The sequence below is a fragment of the Flavobacterium sp. B330r genome (assembly GCF_056824325.1).
The window spans coordinates 4,195,602-4,217,387 of sequence record NZ_CP124860.1; the positions used below are offsets into that span (position 1 = coordinate 4,195,602).

Genomic DNA, 21,786 nt, shown 5'->3' on the forward strand with positions numbered 1-21,786 from the left:
AATTAACGAAAAACAAAAAAATGCAACGCGACGAACAAATTTTTGATCTTATCCAAGAGGAGAAAGAAAGACAAATTCACGGACTAGAGCTTATTGCTTCTGAGAATTTTGTAAGTGATGAAGTAATGGCAGCAGCAGGGTCTGTTTTAACTAATAAATATGCAGAGGGTTATCCTGGTAAAAGATACTACGGCGGTTGTGAAGTAGTTGACGTTATTGAGCAAATTGCTATTGACAGAGCTAAAGAATTATTTGGCGCTGAATATGCAAACGTACAGCCTCACTCAGGTTCTCAAGCAAACACAGCTGTTTATCACGCTTGTTTAAATCCTGGTGATACTATTTTAGGTTTTGACTTATCTCATGGTGGTCACTTAACTCATGGTTCTCCAGTAAACTTCTCAGGACGTTTATACCGTCCAGTTTTCTACGGTGTAGATGCTGAAACTGGTCGTTTAGATTATGATAAAATTCAAGAAATTGCAACCAAAGAACAGCCAAAATTAATCATCGCTGGAGCTTCGGCTTATTCTCGTGATATGGATTTTGCTCGTTTCAGACAAATTGCTGACAGCGTAGGAGCGATCTTATTTGCTGATATTTCTCACCCAGCTGGTCTTATCGCAAAAGGATTATTAAACGATCCAATTCCACATTGTCATATTGTTTCTACAACAACTCACAAAACATTAAGAGGACCACGTGGAGGTCTTATTTTAATGGGGAAAGATTTCCCAAATCCACAAGGGTTAACAACTCCAAAAGGAGAAATCAGAATGATGTCTTCATTATTGGATCTAGCTGTTTTCCCAGGAAATCAAGGTGGACCTTTAATGCACATTATCGCTGCTAAAGCGGTTGCTTTTGGTGAAGCTCTTAAAGATGAGTTCTTTACTTATGCAATGCAATTGCAAAAAAATGCAAATGCAATGGCTGATGCTTTCGTAAAAAGAGGTTACAACATTATCTCTGGTGGAACTGACAACCATATGATGCTTATTGACTTAAGAAATAAAAATATTTCTGGTAAAGAAGCTGAAAACGCATTAGTGAAAGCTGAAATTACAGTAAACAAAAATATGGTTCCTTTTGACGATAAATCTCCATTTATCACGTCTGGAATTCGTGTTGGAACAGCTGCAATCACAACTCGTGGTTTAGTTGAAAAAGATATGGAAACTATCGTAGCTTTAATCGATAAAGTTCTTACTGATCATACAAATGAGGATGTTATCGAAGAAGTTGCTGAAGAAGTAAATGAATTAATGAGCGAAAGACCAATTTTTGCGTATTAATTAGTTTAAAGTTTAAGGTTTCAAGTTTAAAGTTTTGTAATGCGTGAATAAGCGCATTATGAAACTTTAAACTTTTTTCGTTTATAAATAAACTTGAAACCTGAAACAAAATAAACCTGAAACAAATTAAAAGAAATGGGCGTATTAAGATTACAATTGCCAACCGACCCAAGATGGGTAAATATTGTTGAGAAAAACATTGAAGAAATCTTGACAGATCACGCTTGGTGCGAACAGAAAGCAGCAACAAACGCGATTACGATTATTACGAATAATTCGGAGCATCAAGATTTAGTAAAAGATTTATTGGCTTTAGCTAAAGAAGAAATAGATCATTTTGAACAGGTTCATAATATCATCATCAAAAGAGGACTAAAACTAGGGCGTGAGCGTAAAGATGATTATGTAAACGAACTATATCAATACATGAAAAGAAGCGGTGACGGAAGTCGTGTTTCTGGACTTGTAGAAAGATTATTATTCTCAGCAATGATCGAAGCTAGAAGCTGTGAACGCTTTAAAGTGCTTTCTGAGAATATTAAAGATGAAGAATTAGCTATTTTCTACAGAGAATTAATGGAAAGCGAAGCAGGACATTATACCACTTTTATCACATACGCTCGTAAATACGGCAAAGGAATAGACGTTGAAAAGCGCTGGAGAGAATGGTTAGAATTTGAAGAATCAATCATTACCAATTACGGAAAAGGAGAAACGATTCACGGGTAGTTTTTTAAGTTTTCAGTCGCAGTTTTCAGTTTTCACGTTTGTCAGGCTGAGTGAAGTCGAAGCCCACGCAAAGTAAATCAATTGTTCAAAAGTTCAAGTTTTTGTTAATCTAAAATCTAAAGTCCCCAATATAAAATTCCTTACATTTGAGAGTAACCAAAATCTCGAACTATGAGAATAGAAATGGACCTGAAATTAGGATTCAAGGATGTAATGTTTAGACCTAAGAGATCAACGCTCAAAAGCAGATCTGAAGTTTCACTAGAACAAAATTTCAAATTTTTGCACAGTACAGCAAGCTGGACAGGAATTCCAATAATGGCTGCCAATATGGATACGGTTGGAACTTTTGAAATAGCGAAAGTTTTAGCAAAAGAAAAACTCTTTACGGCCATTCATAAACATTACACTTTAGAAGAATGGAATGCATTTCTAAAGAACGTAACTCTTGATTTTTACGATTATATTGCTGTAAGCACAGGAACAGGAAAAGAAGATTTTGATAAAATAGGTGCAATAATTTCTGCAAATCCGTTGCTGAAATTTATCTGCATTGATGTTGCCAACGGTTATTCGGAACATTTTGTTCAATTTTTAAAGAAAACTAGAAAACAATATCCAGATAAAATCATTATTGCAGGAAACGTAGTTACTGGCGAAATGACCGAAGAACTTCTATTAGCTGGTGCTGATATCGTAAAAGTTGGAATTGGTCCTGGTTCTGTTTGTACAACTCGCGTTAAAACAGGCGTTGGTTATCCGCAATTATCTGCAATTATCGAATGTGCCGATGCCGCTCACGGTTTAGGCGGCCATATTATCAGCGATGGCGGCTGTTCAACTCCGGGTGATGTTGCCAAAGCTTTTGGTGCTGGAGCAGACTTTGTAATGTTGGGTGGAATGCTCGCAGGACACACAGAAAGCGGCGGTGAACTAATAGAAGTCAAAGGAGAGAAATTCAAACAATTTTACGGAATGAGTTCTAAAACTGCCATGGATAAACATTCTGGAGGTGTTGCAGAATACAGAGCAAGCGAAGGAAAAACAGTTCAGGTTCCGTTTAAAGGAGATGTGATTCACACTGTTTTAGATATATTAGGCGGAATAAGAAGTACTTGCACTTATGTAGGAGCTTCAAGATTAAAAGAATTGACTAAACGAACGACTTTCATCCTCGTAAGCGAGCAAGAAAATCAAGTTTTTACAAAATAAATATGATTAAAATTACCGAAGCATTTGTTGAAGATATTGCTAAAATTCAAGAAATAGCGCACATAACTTGGCCGATTACGTATGGCGAAATTTTAACAAAAGAGCAGCTGGATTATATGTTGGATTTGATTTATTCTGATGAAGCATTATCAAAACAAATCCAGAATAAAGAACAGCTTTTTTATTTGATTTCAGATTCTAATGCTGTAATCGGATTTATTGGAATTGAGCATAATTATAAAAGCGAAGCGATTACCAAAATTCATAAAATTTACCTTTTACCAGAAACACAAGGAAAAGGTTATGGTAAAATTGTTTTTGAAGAAATTGCAAAAATGGCTTTAGAGAATAATTCAAAAGAGCTTTTATTAAACGTAAATCGCTTTAATACTGCATTAAATTTCTATAAAAAGCTAGGTTTTGATATCAAAGAAACGGTTGATATAGAAATTGGGAATGGATATTTAATGGAAGATTATGTGATGGGGAAAGCTCTGTAAATAATTCATAATCAATGAAATTTAAAATCACAACTTTTGTGATTTTTTTTATTTTGAAATAAAATAGATAACTCTATCTATTTTTATTTTATCTTTGATAAAAAAAATGAAACAGAAAAGCAGTGTAAAAGAACGAATACTTGATACAGCGTCTCGTCTGTTTTATCATCAGGGATTTAATAGTACAGGAATTAACCAGATTATTGCTGAGGCAGATATTGCTATTGGTTCGCTCTATAAGCATTATCAATCTAAAAGTGATTTATTATACCATTATTTGGAGCAGCAGGAAACAGAATATTTTGCCAATCTAGATGACTATTTGAAAGACGAGAAACAGCCGTTAAAAAAGCTTTTAAAATTGATAGATTACCGTATTAAACTTCAGGAAGAATCAAATTTTTCCGGATGCCATTTCATAAAAATAAATGCTGAAATAGGTAGAGAAGATAAAAAAATAGAACAGTTTGTTCTGGCACATAAAGAGCGCCAGCGTGAGTACATTAATGGATTAGTTGACGAAATTAGTACAGTAAAAACGCTTTTAATAGAAAAAAATGCACTGCAAAACAGTATTTTTTTAATGATAGAAGGAGCTGTAGTTTCGGCAAGTATAAACGGTAATACTAATGATCTAAAAGAAGTAAAAAAAGCCATAAATCAGTTTTTCTGATTTTTTTTTAACTAAAAATAGATAGACTATTCTATATATTATGAAAAATAGAAAATACATTTCGCTCCTTATATTGCTACTTGCACATTTGCTTACCATTTTAGATATATTTATTGTAAACGTTGCTATTCCGTCAATACAACGTGGGCTTGGTTCAAGTAATGGAAAAATTCAGTTAGTTGTAGCCATGTATATGGTTGGATTTGCTTCTTTCCTTATAATTGGTGGTAAGACTGGAGATTATTTCGGCAGAAAGAAAATTTTTGTTTTAGGAATGCTCTTATTTATGATTAGCTCTGCAGGCTGTGGTTTTGCATATTCAACTGACCAGCTTATTATTTTGAGGTTTTTTCAGGGAATAAGCGCAGGATTGATGTCTCCTCAGGTTTTGTCTTATATACAAGTTCTTTTTAAAGATCATAAAGAGCGCACTTATGCGATGGGCTGGTATGGAATTGCGATTGGAATTGGCACTATGCTGGGACAGTTTCTGGGTGGTTTTCTGGTAGAACTCAAACCGTTTTTAATTGATCAATCCTGGAGGTATATATTTCTTATTAATATTCCTATTTGTGCTTCAGGGATTTTGCTGGCCATTCGTTATCTTAATCCGTCCCGAGATTATTCTTCTTTACAAATGGATTATTTGAGTGCTTTTATATTATGTATTGGACTAGCATTATTGGTTTTTTCCATGGCTGTTGGTTTAGAACAAAACGGTTTCGTTAAAATTACATTGCCAGTATCAATCGTATTTATTTGTGTTTTTATATTCAGGCAGATAAAAAGGAAATCAAATAAAAGAGAACCTTTATTAAACCTTGAGCTGTTTAAGAACCGGAATTTCAATATGGCGGTTTCAGCGTCTGCTCTTTTTATGTTAATGCTTGATGCCTACTTTTTTGTACTTGCTGTTTTTTTACAAGAAGGGATTCAGCTTTCTCCCATGCAGGCAGGATATTTTATTGTATTTCAGGGAAGCGGATTTATTATGGCGTCATTTTTATCAGCTAGACTAGTACTGCGTTTTGGTAAATCGGTATTGATTTTTGGTGTGCTGCTTCTCATTTCAGCAATCATTTTGCAGCTTTTTCTTTTTTATTATCCAATAGTTAATTTTAGAGGATATTTAATAATGTTTCTGCATGGTATTGGCGTAGCGCTGGTTTTACCCTCATTCGCTAATATTGCCTTGAAAGATCTGCCTCAAAATATGATTGGAAATGCATCAGGTGTTTATTCTACGGTACAACAATTGTTTGGTGCATTAGGAATTACATTGACAGGAAGTGTATTCTACTATTTTGTAAAAGGAAATACAGATTTCAAGCATTTTTATAACGCTTTTTTCTATGGCACATTTATTCATTTGTTTTGTTTAATAAGTGTACTTCTGATTTTATTTTTGCTGCCAAAATCGGCTCTTCCAAAAAAAAGAAAAGAAAAGTGAAAAATAAATAGGGTTATGATTAACTCACAATCACATCATGCTTAAATAATAATCCTTTCACTTCATTCAAAGAAAAAACAGCTTTTTTCAATTTAGTTTTAGAAGGATCGATAGTATAATTATAACTCGTTTTAAAATCGGCTTTGTTGGCAATGGCTTTGTTGAATTCAGAACGATATAAATCGCAATTATCGAAAATTACGCTGGTTAAATCAGCGGCCATAAAATCTACCGCTATTAAACTGCAATTGGAAAACGGAGTTCCTTTTAATTTTAAAGTATAAAACTTAGAAAAGTCAAGGATGCAATCATTAAAGCGAACTTCAAAAATAAGCTTGTCACACATGGCAAAATTCACTTCTTTAATTTCGCAACGATTAAAAGTTACGGTTCTAAAAGCGACATAATTAATTTTTGCTTCACTAAAAATACAGTCATTAAAAACACAATCGATAAAAGTAACAGCCAAAAAAGTGCAAGCAGAGAAGTTGCAATTGTTAAAAACACAGCATTCGAAGTCTTTAAAATTAAGATCATCTTTGGCGTAAACAATCGTATTGTATTCTTTATCAAGAAAATATTCGCTTTCTTTTTTCAACCTTTTTCGATAATTATTTGAAGGTGAAAAGGTAATAATTTACCATAGAAAAATGCGAACAAATTATAAATGATTTTGATTCCATTCCCATTTTTAATCCATAAAATGCTGTAGCTTTACACTTATTTTTTAAGTTAAAACATATCAATTTTTATTATATGGAACCAACAAGAAAGGAACATGATTTTTTAGGGGAATTAGAAATTCCGAATCATTTATACTACGGAATCCAGACTTTTAGAGCTGTAGAGAATTTTAATATTACAGGCATTCCAATTTCAAAAGAACCTTTATTTATCAAAGCTTTAGGTTATGTAAAAAAAGCGGCAGCTTTAGCCAACAAAGATTGTGGTGCTATTGATGCAAAAATAGCAGAAGCAATTTGTTACGGAAGCGATCAAGTTATTGCTGGTAAATTTGATCAGGAATTTGTGAGTGATTTAATTCAGGGTGGCGCGGGAACTTCTGTAAACATGAATGCGAACGAAGTTATTGCCAATATCGGACTAGAATATTTAGGTCATAAAAAAGGAGAATACAATTTCCTTCATCCCAATAATCATGTAAACTGTTCTCAGTCTACAAACGATGCATATCCATCGGCGTTTAGAATTGCGTTGTACCTGAAGATGGAAACTTTCATTAAAACTTTAGCGGGTCTAGAAGTTGCTTTCGCTAAAAAAGGCGAGGAGTTTAAAGAAGTTTTAAAAATGGGAAGAACGCAGCTTCAAGATGCGGTTCCAATGACTTTAGGCCAAGAGTTTAAAGCTTACGCGACAACAATTGGCGAAGATATTCAGCGTTTGAAAAATGCTCAGGAATTATTGTTGGAAATTAATATGGGCGCAACGGCGATTGGAACAAAAGTAAATGCTCCAGAAGGTTATCCAGAAATCTGTGTAAAATATTTGGCAGATGAGGTTGGAATTCCTTTAACGCTTTCGCCAGATTTGATTGAAGCAACGGTAGACACAGGGGCTTACGTTCAGATTATGGGAACATTAAAACGTTCTGCGGTTAAGATTTCTAAAATCTGTAATGATTTACGTTTATTAAGTTCAGGCCCAAGAACGGGTTTAAACGAGATTAATCTTCCTGCCCGTCAACCCGGCTCGTCTATTATGCCAGGAAAAGTAAATCCGGTAATTCCAGAAGTGGTCAATCAGACTTGTTTTTATGTGATTGGGCAAGATTTAACGGTTACAATGGCAGCAGAAGCAGGACAATTGCAATTGAATGTAATGGAGCCTGTTATTGCTTTTGCGATGTTTACTTCGTTAGATTATCTTTCAAATGCCATTCAGACTTTAATTGATAAATGTATCAACGGAATCACTGCAAACGTTGATCATTGCTATAATATGGTTATGAATAGTATCGGAATTGTAACCCAATTGAATCCGATTATTGGTTACGAAGAAAGTGCAAGTATTGCTGGAGAAGCGTTAAAAACGGGTAAAAGCGTGCATCAAATTGCTGTTTTAGAACGAAAACTAATTACACAGGAAAAATGGGATGAGATTTATTCTTTAGAAAATCTAATTCATCCAAAATTTATCACTAAATAAAAATAACAATAGTATAAATTAAAGCCGTCAATTTTTTTTGACGGCTTTTTTTGTTAAAATGTTTTTTAAATTATTTTGTTTCATTGCTTAAGATGTTGAAAATAAGACTTATATTTACAATGAGCTTGATTTTATTTTTAAAACAAAACTTTGTAAATGGTACTTTTTTTTCAAAATAATGCCGTTAAGTACAAGTCTAAAATCTTAGGATTATTACTTCTTATTTCTTTTAATTTATCTGCTCAAGAGGAAATTAAAAATTCTGAAATTGAAACTCCAACAATCTGTCCTCCTAAAACATTATTTGATCTTTTTAAGAAAAAAGACGATGCTTTGGTTGTTAAACCCACAAAGAACAATTTCTTTTTATTAATTCCCGCAATTGGTTCACAGCCTGCAACGGGTTTCTTTTTTGGTGCTGTGGCTCAGTATACCTTTAAAGGAAAAGAAGAAAAAGATAAATACTCAATTGCCAACATAGGGATTACTTATACGGTAAAAAATCAGTGGCTGGTTAACATTAAAAATAATATTCTGCTGAAAAATAATAAAATCTTTTTGAGTGGAGATTATCGATTATATTTGTTTTCGCAACCTAATTATGGTTTAGGAACCGATATTATTCCGCCCAGACGTGACCGTCCACCAGGGTTTAGTGTAGATTCTCTTGCTCAGGCAATGGACTATAATTATTTGAAGTTCCATCAAACGGTTTCTTTTGAGGTTAAAGAGAACTACTATGTCGGAGGGGGTATTAATATTGACTGGTACTCAAGGATACAAGATGAGGAATTGGATGTTGCAAACGGAAAATATACCTATCATTACAATTACAGCCAAAAATACGGATTTGATAATTCTGAATATTTTTTAAATGGAGTTAGCCTGAATCTGGTTCATGATTCTCGTGATAATCAAGTAAATGCGTCAAAAGGTTGGTTTGCCAATATAAATTATAGATTTAATCCTGTTCTGTTTAATAATCAGGATTATAGCAATGTTCTATTTGCAGAATACCGCCATTTTATTCCTGTTTCTCATAAAAATCCGCATTATATTTTAGCTATTTGGACCTACGGGCAATTTGTGACTAGAGGAAAAGTTCCGTATTTAAATCTTCCTGCAATTGGCTGGGATCAGCGCAGCAGGAGCGGAGAAGGGTATACACAGGGATTATTTAGAGGAAATGGGTTGGTTTATTTGTCTACAGAATTTAGGTTTCCCATTACATGCAATCAATTGTTAAGCGGTACGGTTTTTACCAATTTTGTAACCGCCAGTAATTCTGATAATGATTTAAAATTATTTAAATCAATACAACCAGCGGCTGGTGTTGGTTTGAGAATTTTAATTGATAAAGCTTCCAAAACAAATCTGATTTTGGATTATGCGTGGGGGAACAATTCTAAAGGATTCTATTTGAATGCTGGAGAGACTTTTTAATCTCAAAAATTAGGAATCAGAAACTTTACGTGCAAAATAATATCAAAAAGCAGGCTATCGTGTCTGCTTTTTTGATTCTTCATAATTAAATCATAATTTGTATTGATGTGCCAAATTATGTTAAATTGTATTCTTATTTTTGTTGTATATACAAACTTCTTAAGATGAAATTACTTATAGTTGAAGACGAACCAAATCTATTATCAATATTAAGAAAAGGATTTGCAGAAAATAATAATGAAGTAAGCGTTGCAATGGACGGTAAAACGGCTATGGAGATGATTCATAATTATACCTTCGATGTAGTGATTTTGGATGTTATGCTTCCTGATGTTAATGGAATTGAAATTTGCAGAAGACTTCGCGCAGCAAAAAACTTTGTGCCAATTTTGCTTTTAACAGCTTTAGGAACTTCAGAAAACATTGTAACAGGATTAAATGCTGGTGCCGATGATTATTTGGTTAAGCCTTTTAAATTTGGCGAATTAGATGCCAGAGTAAATGCGCTTTACAGAAGATCGCAACAGGAAACAGAAAAAATTGATACGATCACAATTGCTGATTTAGAAATAAACGGACGCGCCAAAACCGTTAAAAGAGATGGAGAAAACATCATTTTAACCGCCAAAGAATTTAAACTTTTATATTATTTGGCTAAAAACACAGGTAGAATCGTATCGCGCGATCAGATTTTGGATAATGTTTGGGATATTAATTTTGATATGAATACCAACGTTGTTGATGTCTATATTACATACTTAAGAAGAAAGATAGATAAGCCTTATTCGTCTAAACTTATTCATACTATGAAAGGTTTGGGGTATGTTATAAAACCATAATATGGATATTAGAAAAAAAATTACTTTTAATTACGTTGCCCTTTCTACCTTTAGTACTTCGCTATTGTGTATCATTGTGTTTTTCTTGTTTAGAGAAAACAATCGATACCATTTTTTGAAGCGTCTGGACGATAGAGCAAAAATTGTTTCTTCTATTCATTTTCAAAAAGACCCAGAAAAGATCAAATATTACAAGAACCTTAAAAAGAATGGTCTTGAAGAATTGATCGAGGAAGAAGAATATGTATTGAAAATAAACAGTCACAATAGTTTTGATTATAATACCAATCTAAATCTTCCAAATTCTTTTTATACCAATATTTTAAGAACAGGAAGGGATTCTTTTGAAAGAGATAACAAATATTATTTGGGACAGATTTTTCAAGAAAACAATCAAAAATATATTGTAATTGTTGGCGCGAGAGATCGAAAAGGAAAAGATACGACCGTTTATATTGTTAAAATTATGCTTTTTGGCGGAATCGGTTTTGTGATTCTGGCTTTTCTTTTAGGGCGATTTTTAGCAAAACGTGTTGTCGATCCAGTGGCAAGAATTACAAAAGAAGTAAAAAGAATTAGTGCTTCTAATCTTCATAATCGTTTGCCAGAGGTTAAAAATTCTGATGAAATTTCAGATTTGACCAATACTTTTAATAATATGCTGGATCGTTTGGAAACGTCTTTCGAGATCCAAGCCAACTTTATTAATAATGCATCTCACGAATTAAAAACGCCAATTACAACTATTATTGCCGAAGCAGAAATCATGCTGCTGAAGGAAAGAGAGCAACAAGAATATATAGAATCGCTACAAAATATCTACAGTCAGGCTTCAAGATTAGGAAACTTAACGGAAAGCTTGCTGAAATTGACTCAAACGGGTTATGACGGACAAAAGCAAGTGTCTGATATTGCTCGAATGGACGAATTGTTATTGGATGTAAAATCAGATTTAGATAAAATTTATCCAGACAATCGCGTAAGCATTAGACTTAATTTTGCTCCAGAAGATTCTAATCTATTATTGCTGCCATGCAATAAACCACTTTTAGAATTGGCAATTAATAATATTATTACCAACGGAGTAAAGTATTCTGATAACAATGAAGTCTTTGTGAGTCTTTCTGCTAATAAAGAAATGATTAAAATATCGATTAATGATATCGGAATCGGAATTCCGCCTGAGGATATTCCGCATTTGTACGAGCCTTTCTTTAGGGGTAAAATCGCTGCCAAGTATATAGGATATGGTTTGGGACTTCCATTAGCTTCTAAAATCATTAGAATGCATGATGGCGAACTTCAAGTGCAATCGGAGCAAAATAAAGGAACAATTGTCACAATTATCTTTAAAAAAGGCAACATTAAAAAATCTAATGTTTAATTTTAGAAAATTCTAATTTTAGATTAATTAAGGTCTAATTTGCGGACAGTTATTTTGTAAGTATAAACTAAAAGATGTACTTATGAAAAACTTTCTTATACCTACGACTTTAAAAGATGATACAATCTCTGCTGTTAAATCTGCGGTGAATCAGTCCAAAAATACGGAATCAGAAATTATTTTAGTATTAGTTTCAGAAGCGCCCGATACGTTTTCTTCTTCTGGTTTTTTGAGAGAAATGAAATCTGGACTTACCAGAAGTCAGGAAGAAGTTCTAGAAACCTGCCGATATATTGTTGAACACACTTCAAACATAAAATTAAAAGTTCACAACCAATACGGACTTTCAGCACCGATTTTTAAAAGGCTAATTGAAGCTTTTTCAGTCAAATTGGTCATTCTTACCCATTCTTATAAACAAGAAACCAAAAGAATTCATCAGTATTTGGTGCAATTGGCAGGAAATCAAAAATGCCCAATTCTACATTTAAGCACAGAGATCAATAAAGAAGTTTTCCATAAAGCACTTTACGTAGAAAATTCTAGTATGAACATTCATGTAAAAGATGTTCAAGATTTTTTGAGCGCCAATTTCTCTTTTGAAATTGTAAGTCAAACTGCCAGTTTTGAAGACGACTATGAAAAAGTTGCTCCATTCTTATCTGAAGCCATTTCAAAACATAATATTGATATGTTGGTAGAAACCAGAAAAGGCGAAAAAATCAAATTTAAAAAATCGAAAAAAGAAAATGTCAATGAAAAATTAGGCCTTCCTGTTCTTTCATTGTACGAAGAGATGGTTTGAGAATCTTAGGTTCTAAGATTCTAAGGTACTAAGTCTCTAAGTTTTTTTAATTTTTTAGCCCTTAGACCCTTAGCCTCTTAAAAAATATTAATTTAAAACCGAAAATATGTTATTAAAGAAAAGAATACCAATGAAGTACGTTCTCGGGAAAATTAAAGTAGAAATTGTATTGGTATTAGCATATACCATACTATTTGAGATTTTTCATCATTATTTCATCAATCTTCCTGTAGATATCCCGATTGCCATTCCGACCATGATCGGAACCATAATTTCCTTACTGTTAGCTTTTAAATCAAATCAGGCTTATGACAGATGGTGGGAAGCACGAATTGTTTGGGGAGCTGTTGTAAACGACTCAAGAACTTTGATTCGTCAGGTTTTAACGTTTTACGAAGATCCAGATTTCTCTGTTGAAGCAAGCGAATTCAAAGAAAATTTTGCTAAAAGACAAATTGCTTGGTGTTACAGTTTAGGTCAGTCGCTTAGAAATAGAGATGCGATAAAACCGATTGAAGGCTTAATTAGCGAAGAAGAAATCAGATATATCAAAAATCATCAAAACGTTCCAAATGCAATTTTGATGCTGCATGCAAGAGATTTACGAACTGCTAAAAACGAAAAGAAAATCAACATGTATCAGCAGGTTGAAATCGATAACACTCTGTCTAGATTATGTGATGAAATGGGGAAATGTGAGCGAATTAAAAATACAATTTTCCCAACAACATACAGTATGTACATTAGATTGACTTTGTGTTTGTTCATTTTTCTATTGCCTTTCGGATTAACGAGCGTTCTAAGCTGGTTTGCAATTCCGTTGATTACTGCTATTGGCGCTGCTTTCTTTTTGATCGAAAGAATGGCGATTCATTTGCAAGATCCGTTTGAAAACAGACCAACAGATACTCCAGTTACCGCAATTGCAAATACAATTGAAAAAAATATTAAACAAATGCTAAACGAATATCAAAGCGAATTTGATATCCTGAAAGAATTTGATTTGAAAGACGAACCTAAGAAAGTCGAAAAAGACGCTTATTTTGTCTTATAACTAATTAATTTTGGTCTGCTTTTAATTGTTGGATGGACAGTGTGTAGTTGCGCTGTCCAGTTTTTTTTGTAAAAAAAATATTCTTACAGTCTTGTCATTTCTGTAAAAGTCACTTATTTCGGTAACGGATTTATCATTTCGATTGGCTTTTTTCCATCAATTCCCTGATGTGGCCTTTCGTGATTATAGTAATATAAATATTGTAATAATTCTTCTTTTAGCTCTTCCAAAGAATCAAAATCAGTTTCTCTAAGCAGATCATCTTCAAGAGTTCTCCAGAAGCGTTCAACCTTTCCGTTTGTCTGTGGTCTGTAAGGTTTGGTGTGTCTATGGATAATCCCTAATTCCATAAGCATTCTCTCAAAAGGATGGTTATATTTCTGCTGGCTGGTTTTGATTCCAAATTCAGGCCCATTGTCAGATAAAATCTCTTCAAATTTTATTTCATAATGATCACTTAAGATGTTTAAGCATTTTAATGCTGCAAACATAACTGTTAAACTAGTAATGTCGGGAATTAATTCCGCCCAGGCAATCCTACTGTAATCATCAATTATGCACACTAGGTACAATCTTCGATTCTCTCCTTTTATGATGCTCTTGCTTAAGTGATGACAATCAATGTGACCAAGCTGACCCATTCTTTCCTTGATTATTTTTTGATGATTCTTTTTAATCTTCGGAGTTAGCCTATTTATATTATTGCGTTTTAAAATATTATAAACTCCAGAATATGAAGGAGTGCTCCTTCCTAATTTGGGCTTTAAGATACTAACAATTTCATATTTGTTGTTTCCTTTTTCTCTTAATTCAATTACTTTTCGCTCTATAAATGGCACAGGACGTCTTGTCTTGTATTTTGGACCTCGCTTTTGAGGCAGTAGATCTAAAGACTTACCGCTCTGCTTATAGCGGTTATAATACTTTAAGAAACTTTTTCTGCAGGTGTCATTTGCCTTATAAAATTCCATAGCCTTTTTATGCACTGGATGCGTCTTGTTTTTTACCTGCTCATATTCTTTTATCAAAAAACGATACTTCTCTAAATAGTTTCTTTCTAGTGTTGAATCATGACTGTTATTTCTCATCGCAACAAAATTTATTAAAGGTAAATTTTGTTACCGAAATATCTAACCTTTACAATTTCGACGGAGGAGAAATCTTCGCAAGAAACTCCGCAAAGTAAATAGATACAGAAATAACCCAAAGTTTTGTCATTTCGACGTAAGGAGAAATCACACTAGAAATTCCATAAAGAAAATCACCAATCTTTGTAGAGCTTCTCGCGAAGATTTCTCCTTACGTCGAAATGACAAAAAATAGGCGATTACAACTGCTTCGCCAATTTCCCCAATGTCTGAATAGCAGTTCTCAACTCATTAGACCAAGGCAATCCAAAACTCAGTCGCATGCAATTTGAAAATTGATTCTGAAAGGAAAAAATCCTCCCTGGCGCAATACTAATATTATGTTTAAGCGCTAAATGATAAAAAGCAGCGGTATCGATTTTTTTATCCAATTCTACCCAAAGAAAGAAACCGCCTTGAGGCTGGCTCACTTTTGTTCCTGCTGGAAAAGATTCCAAAACGGTATTGATGTAATTGGTACAATTTCGATTTAAAATCTGTCGAATTTTTCTCAGATGATTCTCATAACGGCCATTTTTCAAGAAATCTCCAACCACTTCATGTGTAATAGTGGTGTTAGAAATAGTATGATATAATTTCGTTCTTAAAACTTCTTTTTTAAATTTTCCTGGCGAAACCCAACCCACTCGATAACCTGGCGCTAAAGTTTTAGAAACAGAACTGCAACACAAAACAATGCCGCTTTCATCATAAGTTTTGCAATTAGTTGGCCGACTTGTACCAAAATATAGATCGCCATGAATATCGTCTTCAATTAGTGGAACATTGTAGAAATCCATCAAACGAACAATTTCTTTTTTATGTTCATTTGGCAGCATGCTTCCCGACGGATTACTAAAATTACTCATCAAAACGCAAGCTTTTACCTTATTGGTAGAAAGTGTTTTTTTGACCGCTTCCAATTCGATTCCCGTAGTCATATTGGTAGGAAGTTCCATTACGTATAAGCCTAGAGATCGAGCCAATTGCAGGATTCCAAAATAAACTGGACTTTCTGTAATAATCGTATCTCCCGGTTTAGTCAGTGTTAATAAGCAATCTGAAATAGCAGAAATACATCCAGGAGTAGTTATAATATCTTCTTCAGTTAGAGAGCCGCCCCATGTAAACGACCATCGCGCAATTTCTTTTCTTAAATTGCTATTTCCTTGAATTTCCTCATAACTCGTTCCGCTGTTTGGTAATTGTCGCATTGCCTGCACCATTCCTTTATTCAGTTTAGCAATCGGAAGTAATTCATTGGACGGAAAACCTAGCGAAAGCATTGTAACATCTTTAGTTCGCATATCACCGTAAACCAAATCGATTAAATCTTCGCGTTCAATGTTTTCTAGGCTTAATTGCGGTTTGCTTGCCGAAGGTTCAGTAATTACTCGAGCAGAAATATTACTCACATAATAGCCAGATTGTGGCCGAGATTCGATAAGAGAACGGCTTTCAATTTCATAATAGGCTTTACTTACGGTGCTCATGCTGTAACCCGTTTCGGCGCAGACTTCGCGTATAGAAGGCAGTTTATCACCAACGTTTAAAACGCCCGATTTAATCTGTTTCTCGATTCGGTCAGCAAATTGAAGATATAAGTAATTCGAATTTTTCATAAAATAAAAACTGTTATGCTGCAATTTACAAAAACTGTATCTGTATTGCTGTTTTATTTTTAAGAAATTTGCCAAATCAAAACAGAACAATTTCAAAAAGCAAGTTTGTGAAGACAACAAAATATTATATCGCGGCGATTTCAGCCTTTATTATATGGGGACTTTTTAGTTTGGTCTTAAAGCCAATACATGAATATCCGTCATTAGATATTTTGTTTTTTCGTGTTTTTAGTTGTGCGGGTTTAATGCTTTTAATTGCTTTTTTATTTAAAAGAAAACAAATAATAGAAACCGTTGAGATTTTTAAAGCTTTATCAAAATCAGAAAAAAGAAAATCGATTCTTCTGAATATTGGCGGAAGTGCATTTTTAATGGCCAATTGGTTTACATTTATATATGTAGTAAATCATGTAAGCGTAAAAGCAGCTTCTCTAGCTTATTTGGTTTGTCCAATTTTAACGACTTTATTGGCTTATTTTATACTGAAAGAAAAACTGCTTAAAACACAATGGCTTTCTGTAGGATTAAGTATTTCAGGATGTATACTGCTTTCGTACAGTGACATAATGGATATGTTTTTTAGTATTATTATTGGCTTAACGTATGCAGCTTATTTAGTAAGTCAGCGTGCCAACAGAGGGTTTGATAAGTTTATTGTTTTAACTTTTCATATAACCTTATCAGCATTATGTTTATTGCCATTTTATCCGAGTTACGGAGGACCAGTTCCAACAGAGTTTAAATTCTATTTCTGTATCGAGACAATTGCAATTTTGTTTACAATTATTCCGCTTTTCCTGAATTTGTATGCGCTTTCTGGAATCAACTCTTCAACAGTTGGAATGTTATTAAACATCAATCCGATGATTGCATTTGGTTTGGCGGCCTTCTTTTTCAGAGAAAACATTACACCTTTACAAATTACAGCATATGGTATCATTTTTACCGCAGTGTTAGTTTTTAATTCACATCATATTTTTGCAATTAAGCAAAAAATGACTTCAATATCCAAAGGTTCATAAGGGTTAGTTTTCATATTTTTTATTGGTTTAAAATCGAAAATTATAAGAACCTTAACAGGATGTTTAAACAGGAATGAGTATTTTTCATTCCTGTTTTTTTTATGCGATAAGCCGAAAAAAATATTTAGCCACAGATTTTACAGATTAAAAGGATTACAGTCTTTGTGCAAAAAATTGTTGCCACAAATTCCACTAATTTTCGCGAATTAAATTATTTTTAGAATAGAGAATAAAATTGGTGAAAATTAGTGGAATTCGTGGCGAAGAAAGAATCATTTTAATCTGTAAAATCTGTGGCTAAAAAAAAACTATTTCTAAACCGAATACTATTGATATGAAAAATACCAAACTTCAAGCCTTTACTCCGTTGTTTTATTTAGTGTGGTCAGATGATTTATTGACTCAGAAAGAATTTACAACTTTAAAAGAGTTTATAAATTCCTTAAATGTTTTATCTGAAGAAGAAAAAGAATATCTGCTTTCTAAACTAGATATTTCGAATCCGCCTTCGCGAAATGAACTCACACAATGGAAATTGGATATTGAAACAAGTATTCAGGACAAATCTTCGATCAAGTCGATTTTTGATATTGCAAAAGCGCTTTCAGGAAACGATTTGGATTTAACGCCAATCGAATCAGATTTCAAAAAACTAGAAAATGATTTAGGAATTTTAGGAGAAGAAGCACTTCAAAATTTCAAAACTAAAGCAGGTTCTTTTACTGCCAATTCTCATACCGACGCAAGTTTTGATATTCAGAAAATCACTCAAATTTTAGATGGAAAAGAAGCGGCTATAATCAAAAGAGTAAAATCGGTGATTTCTAGACCTGAATTTGCTTATGAAACTTCTACCGATATTAACGTTTTTAGACAAACGGTTTACAAATGGTGCAAAATTCTAGCCGATGAAAACCTTGGAAGTATGGCGTACCCAAAGGAATACGGAGGAGGAGGGAATGTAAAAGATTATTTTGCGATTATGGAAACGTTGAGTTATCATGATTTGAGCTTGGTAATTAAATTTGGTGTTCAGTTTGGACTTTGGGGAATGAGCGTCCAATCGTTAGGAACAGAAAAACATTATGCTAAATATTTAAAAGATATTGGTTCGCTGAAACTTCCAGGTTGTTTTGCCATGACCGAAACACATCACGGATCGAACGTAAAAGGTCTAGAAACTACAGCAACTTACAATCATAACAATCAGACTTTTACCATTCATACACCAAATAAAAACGCTCAAAAAGAATATATTGGAAACGCAGCTGTTCATGGGCAAATGGCAACTGTTTTTGCGAAATTAATTATTGACGATCATGATTATGGTGTAAATGCTTTTGTGGTGCCGTTGCGAGATCCAAACGGAAATGTGGTAAACGGAGTAACAATTGGCGATTGTGGTGATAAAATGGGATTAAATGGCGTTGATAACGGAACCATAAGTTTTGATAACGTTGTGATTCCGAAAGACAATATGCTGGATCGTTTTGCTTCTGTAAATGATAAAGGCGAATTCGAAAGTCCGATTCCGAGTGATAACCGTAGATTTTTTACCATGTTAGGAACTTTGGTTGGAGGAAGAATTGGGATTCCGCGTTCGGCTTTAGCCGCAGCAAAATCGGGACTAACAATTGCCATTCGCTACAGCGATCAAAGAAGACAATTTGGACCAGAAGGAGGTTCTGAGGTTCCAATTTTAAACTATAGAATGCACCAACGCAGGTTATTGCCACATTTGGCTAAAACGTATGCAGTTCATTTTGCATTACAATATTTAACCAACAGATTTTTAAACAGAACTGAAGCCGAAATGCAAGAAATTGAAGCTTTAGCAGCGGGAATGAAATCGTATTCTACTTGGAGTACGAGAGATATTCTGCAAGAATGCAGAGAAGCGTGCGGAGGAAAAGGTTATTTGTCTGAAAACAGAATTGACGCGCTTAAAAACGATACTGAAATTTACACGACTTTTGAAGGAGATAATACTGTTTTGATGCAATTATTAGCTAAAAACCGTTTAGCCGAATTTAGAAAATCATTTGGAGAAATGGGGTCGTTAGGAATTATTAATTATGTGTATGAAAACGCAAAAACGGCTATTTCAGAGAAAAACCCAATTGCAACTCGCAGAACAGAAGACGAACATTTGTTAGATAGTGAATTTCATCTTCAGGCATTTGTTCACAGAGAGAAAACCATTTTGGCTTCTGCAGCGCGACGTATCAAGAAATTAATAGATGGCGGATTAGAACCTTACGATGCATTTAATGTCGTTCAGCACCAAATGATTGATGTAGCTGAAGCCTATTTAGAAAGAATAGTTTTAGAGCAGTTTCAACTTGCCATAAAAGCAGTTGAAGATGAATCGTCAAAAGCCATTTTGACGAAATTGAATCAATTGTATGCTCTTTCGCAAATCGAAAAAAATAAAGCTTGGTATCTGGAAGACGGTTATATGGAAGCAGTTAAAACCAAAGCAGTTCGTAAAATCGTAAATCAGCTTTGTTGGGATATTCGTCCCGATGCTGTGGCTCTTGTAAATGCTTTTGATATTCCAGAAAGCTGTTTAGCGGCGCCGATTGCGCTTTAGATTTTATATAATTTTAGAGGAGCTTTGTCAAAGTTTAAAGCTTTGATAAAGCTCTTCTTTTATAAAATTATTTATAGGATTTATGTTCTGTTTGCTAAATTATTTATAACATAAAAGGATATAATTCCATTTTTGGTTAATTATAACCACTACTAAAATAATTCATTTTTTATATTTTCGCTTTGCTATATTTGTAATTCCTTTATATTAAAATCGCTTTGAAAAAATATTACTTATTTCTATTTCTTATCCTAAACTTTCCTCTTTTTGCATCGGAAAGTACAGATATTATTTTAAAAGAATTAAACAAAGCGATTAAAAACAAACAGCATTACGTAAAGATTAAAGAAGAACGAATTGCGAACTTCAAGAAAATAAAATCTGATAATCTGACGAAAGAGCAGGAGTACAATTATAATAAAACATTGTATTTTGAGTATCAGAAATTAAATTCAGATTCGGCTATTCAATATGTAAAAAAGAACCTCAAGATTGCCGAAGAACTTCAGAATAAAGACCTTTTTAATTTAGCGCAATTGCAATTAGTAACGCTTTATTCTTCTTCTGGAAAATACCGTGAATCTGAAGCAATTTTAAAAAGTATCAACAAGAAGAATCTAGCGCCTTCTTTGATTCCAATTTATTATTTTTCCTATCGCGAGTTTTTCGAGCATTATGCCGCAAACAGTTATAGCCCGGAATACAGAAATCAGATTGGCAAATATCGAGATTCGTTAGTGGGTGTTTTAAATCCGAATACTTTAGAATATCAGATTAACAGAATCCAGCACGACATTTTCAATAAAAAATTTGATGAACCTAAAAAACAATTATTAGCTTTATTAGGAAAAACAAAAGAAGAAAGTCCGCAATATGCAATGATTACTTATTTATTAGGTAAAATTGCAGAAGCTACACATGATTTAGAATCGAGAAAAAAGTATTACGCGCTTTCTGCCACTTCAGACATTAAAAATGCCAATAAAGACAATGCTTCATTGCAAGAATTGGCATTAGTTTTTTACGAAATTGGCGATGTCGATATGGCTTATAAACTCACACAATCTGCTATTGAAGATGCATTGTACTGCAATGTACAGTTTAGAACTTTATTGATGTCAGAAGTGTATTCTATCATCAATACCGTTTATCAGGAGCGCGAAGCGCAGAGAAAAAGCGAATTACAGATTTATTTACTCTGCATCAGTTTGCTTTCTCTGTTTTTGATCGTTGCGGTTATTTATGTGTATGTACAGATGAAAAAGGTTTCCAGAATTAAATCGGAACTTTTTGAAACCAGTCAGAAATTGGCAGAATTAAACAAGGATATTACCGAAACCAATAGTCGGCTTCAGGAAAGTAATCTGCAATTGTCTGAATCTAATTTGGTTAAAGAAGAATATATTGCGCATTTCTTCAATCTTTGTTCGACTTATATCAATAAGTTGGAGAATTATCGCATTATTTTAAACAAGAAGGCAACCGCAAAACAATTCGATGAAATTTATAAAATTCTAAAGTCAACTACTTTGGTTGATAATGAGTTAGAAGAATTATACAAGAATTTTGATATTATCTTTCTGAATTTATATCCAACATTCGTTAAAGATTTTAATGCTTTATTGATTCCAGAAGAACAGATTGTTTTAAAACAAAATGAATTGCTAAATACAGAACTTCGAATTTTTGCTTTAATCAGACTTGGAATTACCGACAGTGTTAAAATTGCAGCATTTTTACGTTATTCTTTAAGCACAATTTACAACTACCGCACACGAGCTCGAAATAAGGCTGCAGTTTCGCGAAATGATTTCGAAGAAATGGTCATGAAAATTGGTTCGATGGCTTTGAAAGCGTGAATATTTATTTTAA

The 21,786-nt window shown here is 33.5% G+C and carries 18 protein-coding genes; 15 read left to right on the forward strand and 3 right to left on the reverse strand.

Going from position 1 to position 21,786, the window contains the following annotated elements; genetic code table 11:
* The first annotated feature begins 20 nt into the window (after positions 1 to 20).
* The 6 genes from glyA to QLQ95_RS18750 all read left to right on the forward strand — a co-directional run bounded on the left by glyA (position 21) and on the right by QLQ95_RS18750 (position 5,859).
* Positions 21 to 1,295 carry a serine hydroxymethyltransferase gene (gene glyA, locus QLQ95_RS18725; protein ID WP_248726427.1) on the forward strand — a complete coding sequence of 425 codons (1,275 nt, stop codon included), beginning with the start codon at positions 21 to 23 and terminating at the stop codon, positions 1,293 to 1,295.
* A 135-nt stretch (positions 1,296 to 1,430) separates the two neighbouring features.
* Positions 1,431 to 2,024 (forward strand): MiaE family protein, encoded by a 594-nt coding sequence (locus QLQ95_RS18730; RefSeq protein WP_338838960.1) that lies wholly within the window; start codon positions 1,431 to 1,433, stop codon positions 2,022 to 2,024.
* A 171-nt stretch (positions 2,025 to 2,195) separates the two neighbouring features.
* Positions 2,196 to 3,236 carry a GMP reductase gene (locus QLQ95_RS18735; protein ID WP_482501082.1) on the forward strand — a complete coding sequence of 347 codons (1,041 nt, stop codon included), beginning with the start codon at positions 2,196 to 2,198 and terminating at the stop codon, positions 3,234 to 3,236.
* A gap of 2 nt (positions 3,237 to 3,238) precedes the next feature.
* Complete coding sequence (locus QLQ95_RS18740) at positions 3,239 to 3,736, forward strand: GNAT family N-acetyltransferase (protein ID WP_482501084.1); 498 nt, start codon at positions 3,239 to 3,241, stop codon at positions 3,734 to 3,736.
* Positions 3,737 to 3,842: 106 nt separating this feature from the next.
* On the forward strand, positions 3,843 to 4,409 hold the full coding sequence (locus QLQ95_RS18745; protein WP_482501085.1) for a TetR/AcrR family transcriptional regulator: 567 nt from the start codon (positions 3,843 to 3,845) through the stop codon (positions 4,407 to 4,409).
* Positions 4,410 to 4,449: 40 nt separating this feature from the next.
* Positions 4,450 to 5,859 (forward strand): MFS transporter, encoded by a 1,410-nt coding sequence (locus QLQ95_RS18750; protein WP_482501087.1) that lies wholly within the window; start codon positions 4,450 to 4,452, stop codon positions 5,857 to 5,859.
* 19 nt (positions 5,860 to 5,878) lie between these two features.
* Here QLQ95_RS18750 and QLQ95_RS18755 read toward each other — a convergent pair whose 3' ends face one another.
* Positions 5,879 to 6,457 carry a pentapeptide repeat-containing protein gene (locus tag QLQ95_RS18755; protein ID WP_095927637.1) on the reverse strand — a complete coding sequence of 193 codons (579 nt, stop codon included), beginning with the start codon at positions 6,455 to 6,457 and terminating at the stop codon, positions 5,879 to 5,881.
* A gap of 158 nt (positions 6,458 to 6,615) precedes the next feature.
* On the opposite strand from QLQ95_RS18755, the gene aspA reads away from it, so the two are divergent.
* From aspA to QLQ95_RS18785, 6 genes are all read left to right on the forward strand, one after another.
* Positions 6,616 to 8,025 carry an aspartate ammonia-lyase gene (aspA, locus tag QLQ95_RS18760; protein WP_482501089.1) on the forward strand — a complete coding sequence of 470 codons (1,410 nt, stop codon included), beginning with the start codon at positions 6,616 to 6,618 and terminating at the stop codon, positions 8,023 to 8,025.
* 156 nt (positions 8,026 to 8,181) lie between these two features.
* On the forward strand, positions 8,182 to 9,468 hold the full coding sequence (locus QLQ95_RS18765) for a BamA/TamA family outer membrane protein (RefSeq protein WP_095927635.1): 1,287 nt from the start codon (positions 8,182 to 8,184) through the stop codon (positions 9,466 to 9,468).
* 164 nt (positions 9,469 to 9,632) lie between these two features.
* A complete protein-coding gene (locus QLQ95_RS18770) occupies positions 9,633 to 10,307 on the forward strand; it encodes a response regulator transcription factor (RefSeq protein ID WP_250835739.1) in 675 nt (224 codons plus the stop codon).
* Between the two features lies 1 nt (position 10,308).
* Positions 10,309 to 11,691, forward strand: a complete 1,383-nt coding sequence (locus QLQ95_RS18775; RefSeq protein WP_482501090.1) for a HAMP domain-containing sensor histidine kinase — start codon at positions 10,309 to 10,311, stop codon at positions 11,689 to 11,691.
* 82 nt (positions 11,692 to 11,773) lie between these two features.
* Positions 11,774 to 12,496: a hypothetical protein gene (locus QLQ95_RS18780; RefSeq protein ID WP_095927632.1), complete on the forward strand. Its 723-nt coding sequence runs from the start codon at positions 11,774 to 11,776 to the stop codon at positions 12,494 to 12,496.
* Positions 12,497 to 12,602: 106 nt separating this feature from the next.
* Complete coding sequence (locus tag QLQ95_RS18785; RefSeq protein WP_095927631.1) at positions 12,603 to 13,550, forward strand: bestrophin family protein; 948 nt, start codon at positions 12,603 to 12,605, stop codon at positions 13,548 to 13,550.
* Between the two features lie 113 nt (positions 13,551 to 13,663).
* Here QLQ95_RS18785 and QLQ95_RS18790 read toward each other — a convergent pair whose 3' ends face one another.
* Positions 13,664 to 14,638, reverse strand: coding sequence for an integrase core domain-containing protein (locus QLQ95_RS18790; RefSeq protein WP_320493490.1), 975 nt, complete (start codon positions 14,636 to 14,638; stop codon positions 13,664 to 13,666).
* 239 nt (positions 14,639 to 14,877) lie between these two features.
* Positions 14,878 to 16,299 carry an aminotransferase-like domain-containing protein gene (locus tag QLQ95_RS18795; RefSeq protein ID WP_482501091.1) on the reverse strand — a complete coding sequence of 474 codons (1,422 nt, stop codon included), beginning with the start codon at positions 16,297 to 16,299 and terminating at the stop codon, positions 14,878 to 14,880.
* A 107-nt stretch (positions 16,300 to 16,406) separates the two neighbouring features.
* On the opposite strand from QLQ95_RS18795, the gene QLQ95_RS18800 reads away from it, so the two are divergent.
* The 3 genes from QLQ95_RS18800 (at position 16,407) to QLQ95_RS18810 (ending at position 21,773) form a co-directional block, all read left to right on the forward strand.
* Positions 16,407 to 17,321, forward strand: coding sequence for an EamA family transporter (locus tag QLQ95_RS18800; RefSeq protein ID WP_428237854.1), 915 nt, complete (start codon positions 16,407 to 16,409; stop codon positions 17,319 to 17,321).
* A 334-nt stretch (positions 17,322 to 17,655) separates the two neighbouring features.
* Positions 17,656 to 19,914, forward strand: coding sequence for an acyl-CoA dehydrogenase family protein (locus tag QLQ95_RS18805; RefSeq protein WP_482501093.1), 2,259 nt, complete (start codon positions 17,656 to 17,658; stop codon positions 19,912 to 19,914).
* Positions 19,915 to 20,132: 218 nt separating this feature from the next.
* Positions 20,133 to 21,773 carry a DUF6377 domain-containing protein gene (locus tag QLQ95_RS18810; protein WP_482501095.1) on the forward strand — a complete coding sequence of 547 codons (1,641 nt, stop codon included), beginning with the start codon at positions 20,133 to 20,135 and terminating at the stop codon, positions 21,771 to 21,773.
* The last annotated feature ends 13 nt before the right edge of the window (positions 21,774 to 21,786 follow it).

Bases quoted from the DNA above. Each gene is read 5' to 3' on its own strand.
- aspA (WP_482501089.1), top strand. From the start codon at position 6,616: ATGGAACCAACAAGAAAGGAACATGATTTTTTAGGGGAATTAGAAATT.
- QLQ95_RS18750 (WP_482501087.1), top strand. From the start codon at position 4,450: ATGAAAAATAGAAAATACATTTCGCTCCTTATATTGCTACTTGCACAT.
- QLQ95_RS18740 (WP_482501084.1), top strand. From the start codon at position 3,239: ATGATTAAAATTACCGAAGCATTTGTTGAAGATATTGCTAAAATTCAA.
- QLQ95_RS18785 (WP_095927631.1), top strand. From the start codon at position 12,603: ATGTTATTAAAGAAAAGAATACCAATGAAGTACGTTCTCGGGAAAATT.
- QLQ95_RS18765 (WP_095927635.1), top strand. From the start codon at position 8,182: ATGGTACTTTTTTTTCAAAATAATGCCGTTAAGTACAAGTCTAAAATC.
- QLQ95_RS18770 (WP_250835739.1), top strand. From the start codon at position 9,633: ATGAAATTACTTATAGTTGAAGACGAACCAAATCTATTATCAATATTA.
- QLQ95_RS18790 (WP_320493490.1), bottom strand. From the start codon at position 14,638: ATGAGAAATAACAGTCATGATTCAACACTAGAAAGAAACTATTTAGAG.
- QLQ95_RS18745 (WP_482501085.1), top strand. From the start codon at position 3,843: ATGAAACAGAAAAGCAGTGTAAAAGAACGAATACTTGATACAGCGTCT.
- QLQ95_RS18730 (WP_338838960.1), top strand. From the start codon at position 1,431: ATGGGCGTATTAAGATTACAATTGCCAACCGACCCAAGATGGGTAAAT.
- glyA (WP_248726427.1), top strand. From the start codon at position 21: ATGCAACGCGACGAACAAATTTTTGATCTTATCCAAGAGGAGAAAGAA.
- QLQ95_RS18735 (WP_482501082.1), top strand. From the start codon at position 2,196: ATGAGAATAGAAATGGACCTGAAATTAGGATTCAAGGATGTAATGTTT.
- QLQ95_RS18775 (WP_482501090.1), top strand. From the start codon at position 10,309: ATGGATATTAGAAAAAAAATTACTTTTAATTACGTTGCCCTTTCTACC.
- QLQ95_RS18795 (WP_482501091.1), bottom strand. From the start codon at position 16,299: ATGAAAAATTCGAATTACTTATATCTTCAATTTGCTGACCGAATCGAG.
- QLQ95_RS18780 (WP_095927632.1), top strand. From the start codon at position 11,774: ATGAAAAACTTTCTTATACCTACGACTTTAAAAGATGATACAATCTCT.
- QLQ95_RS18805 (WP_482501093.1), top strand. From the start codon at position 17,656: ATGAAAAATACCAAACTTCAAGCCTTTACTCCGTTGTTTTATTTAGTG.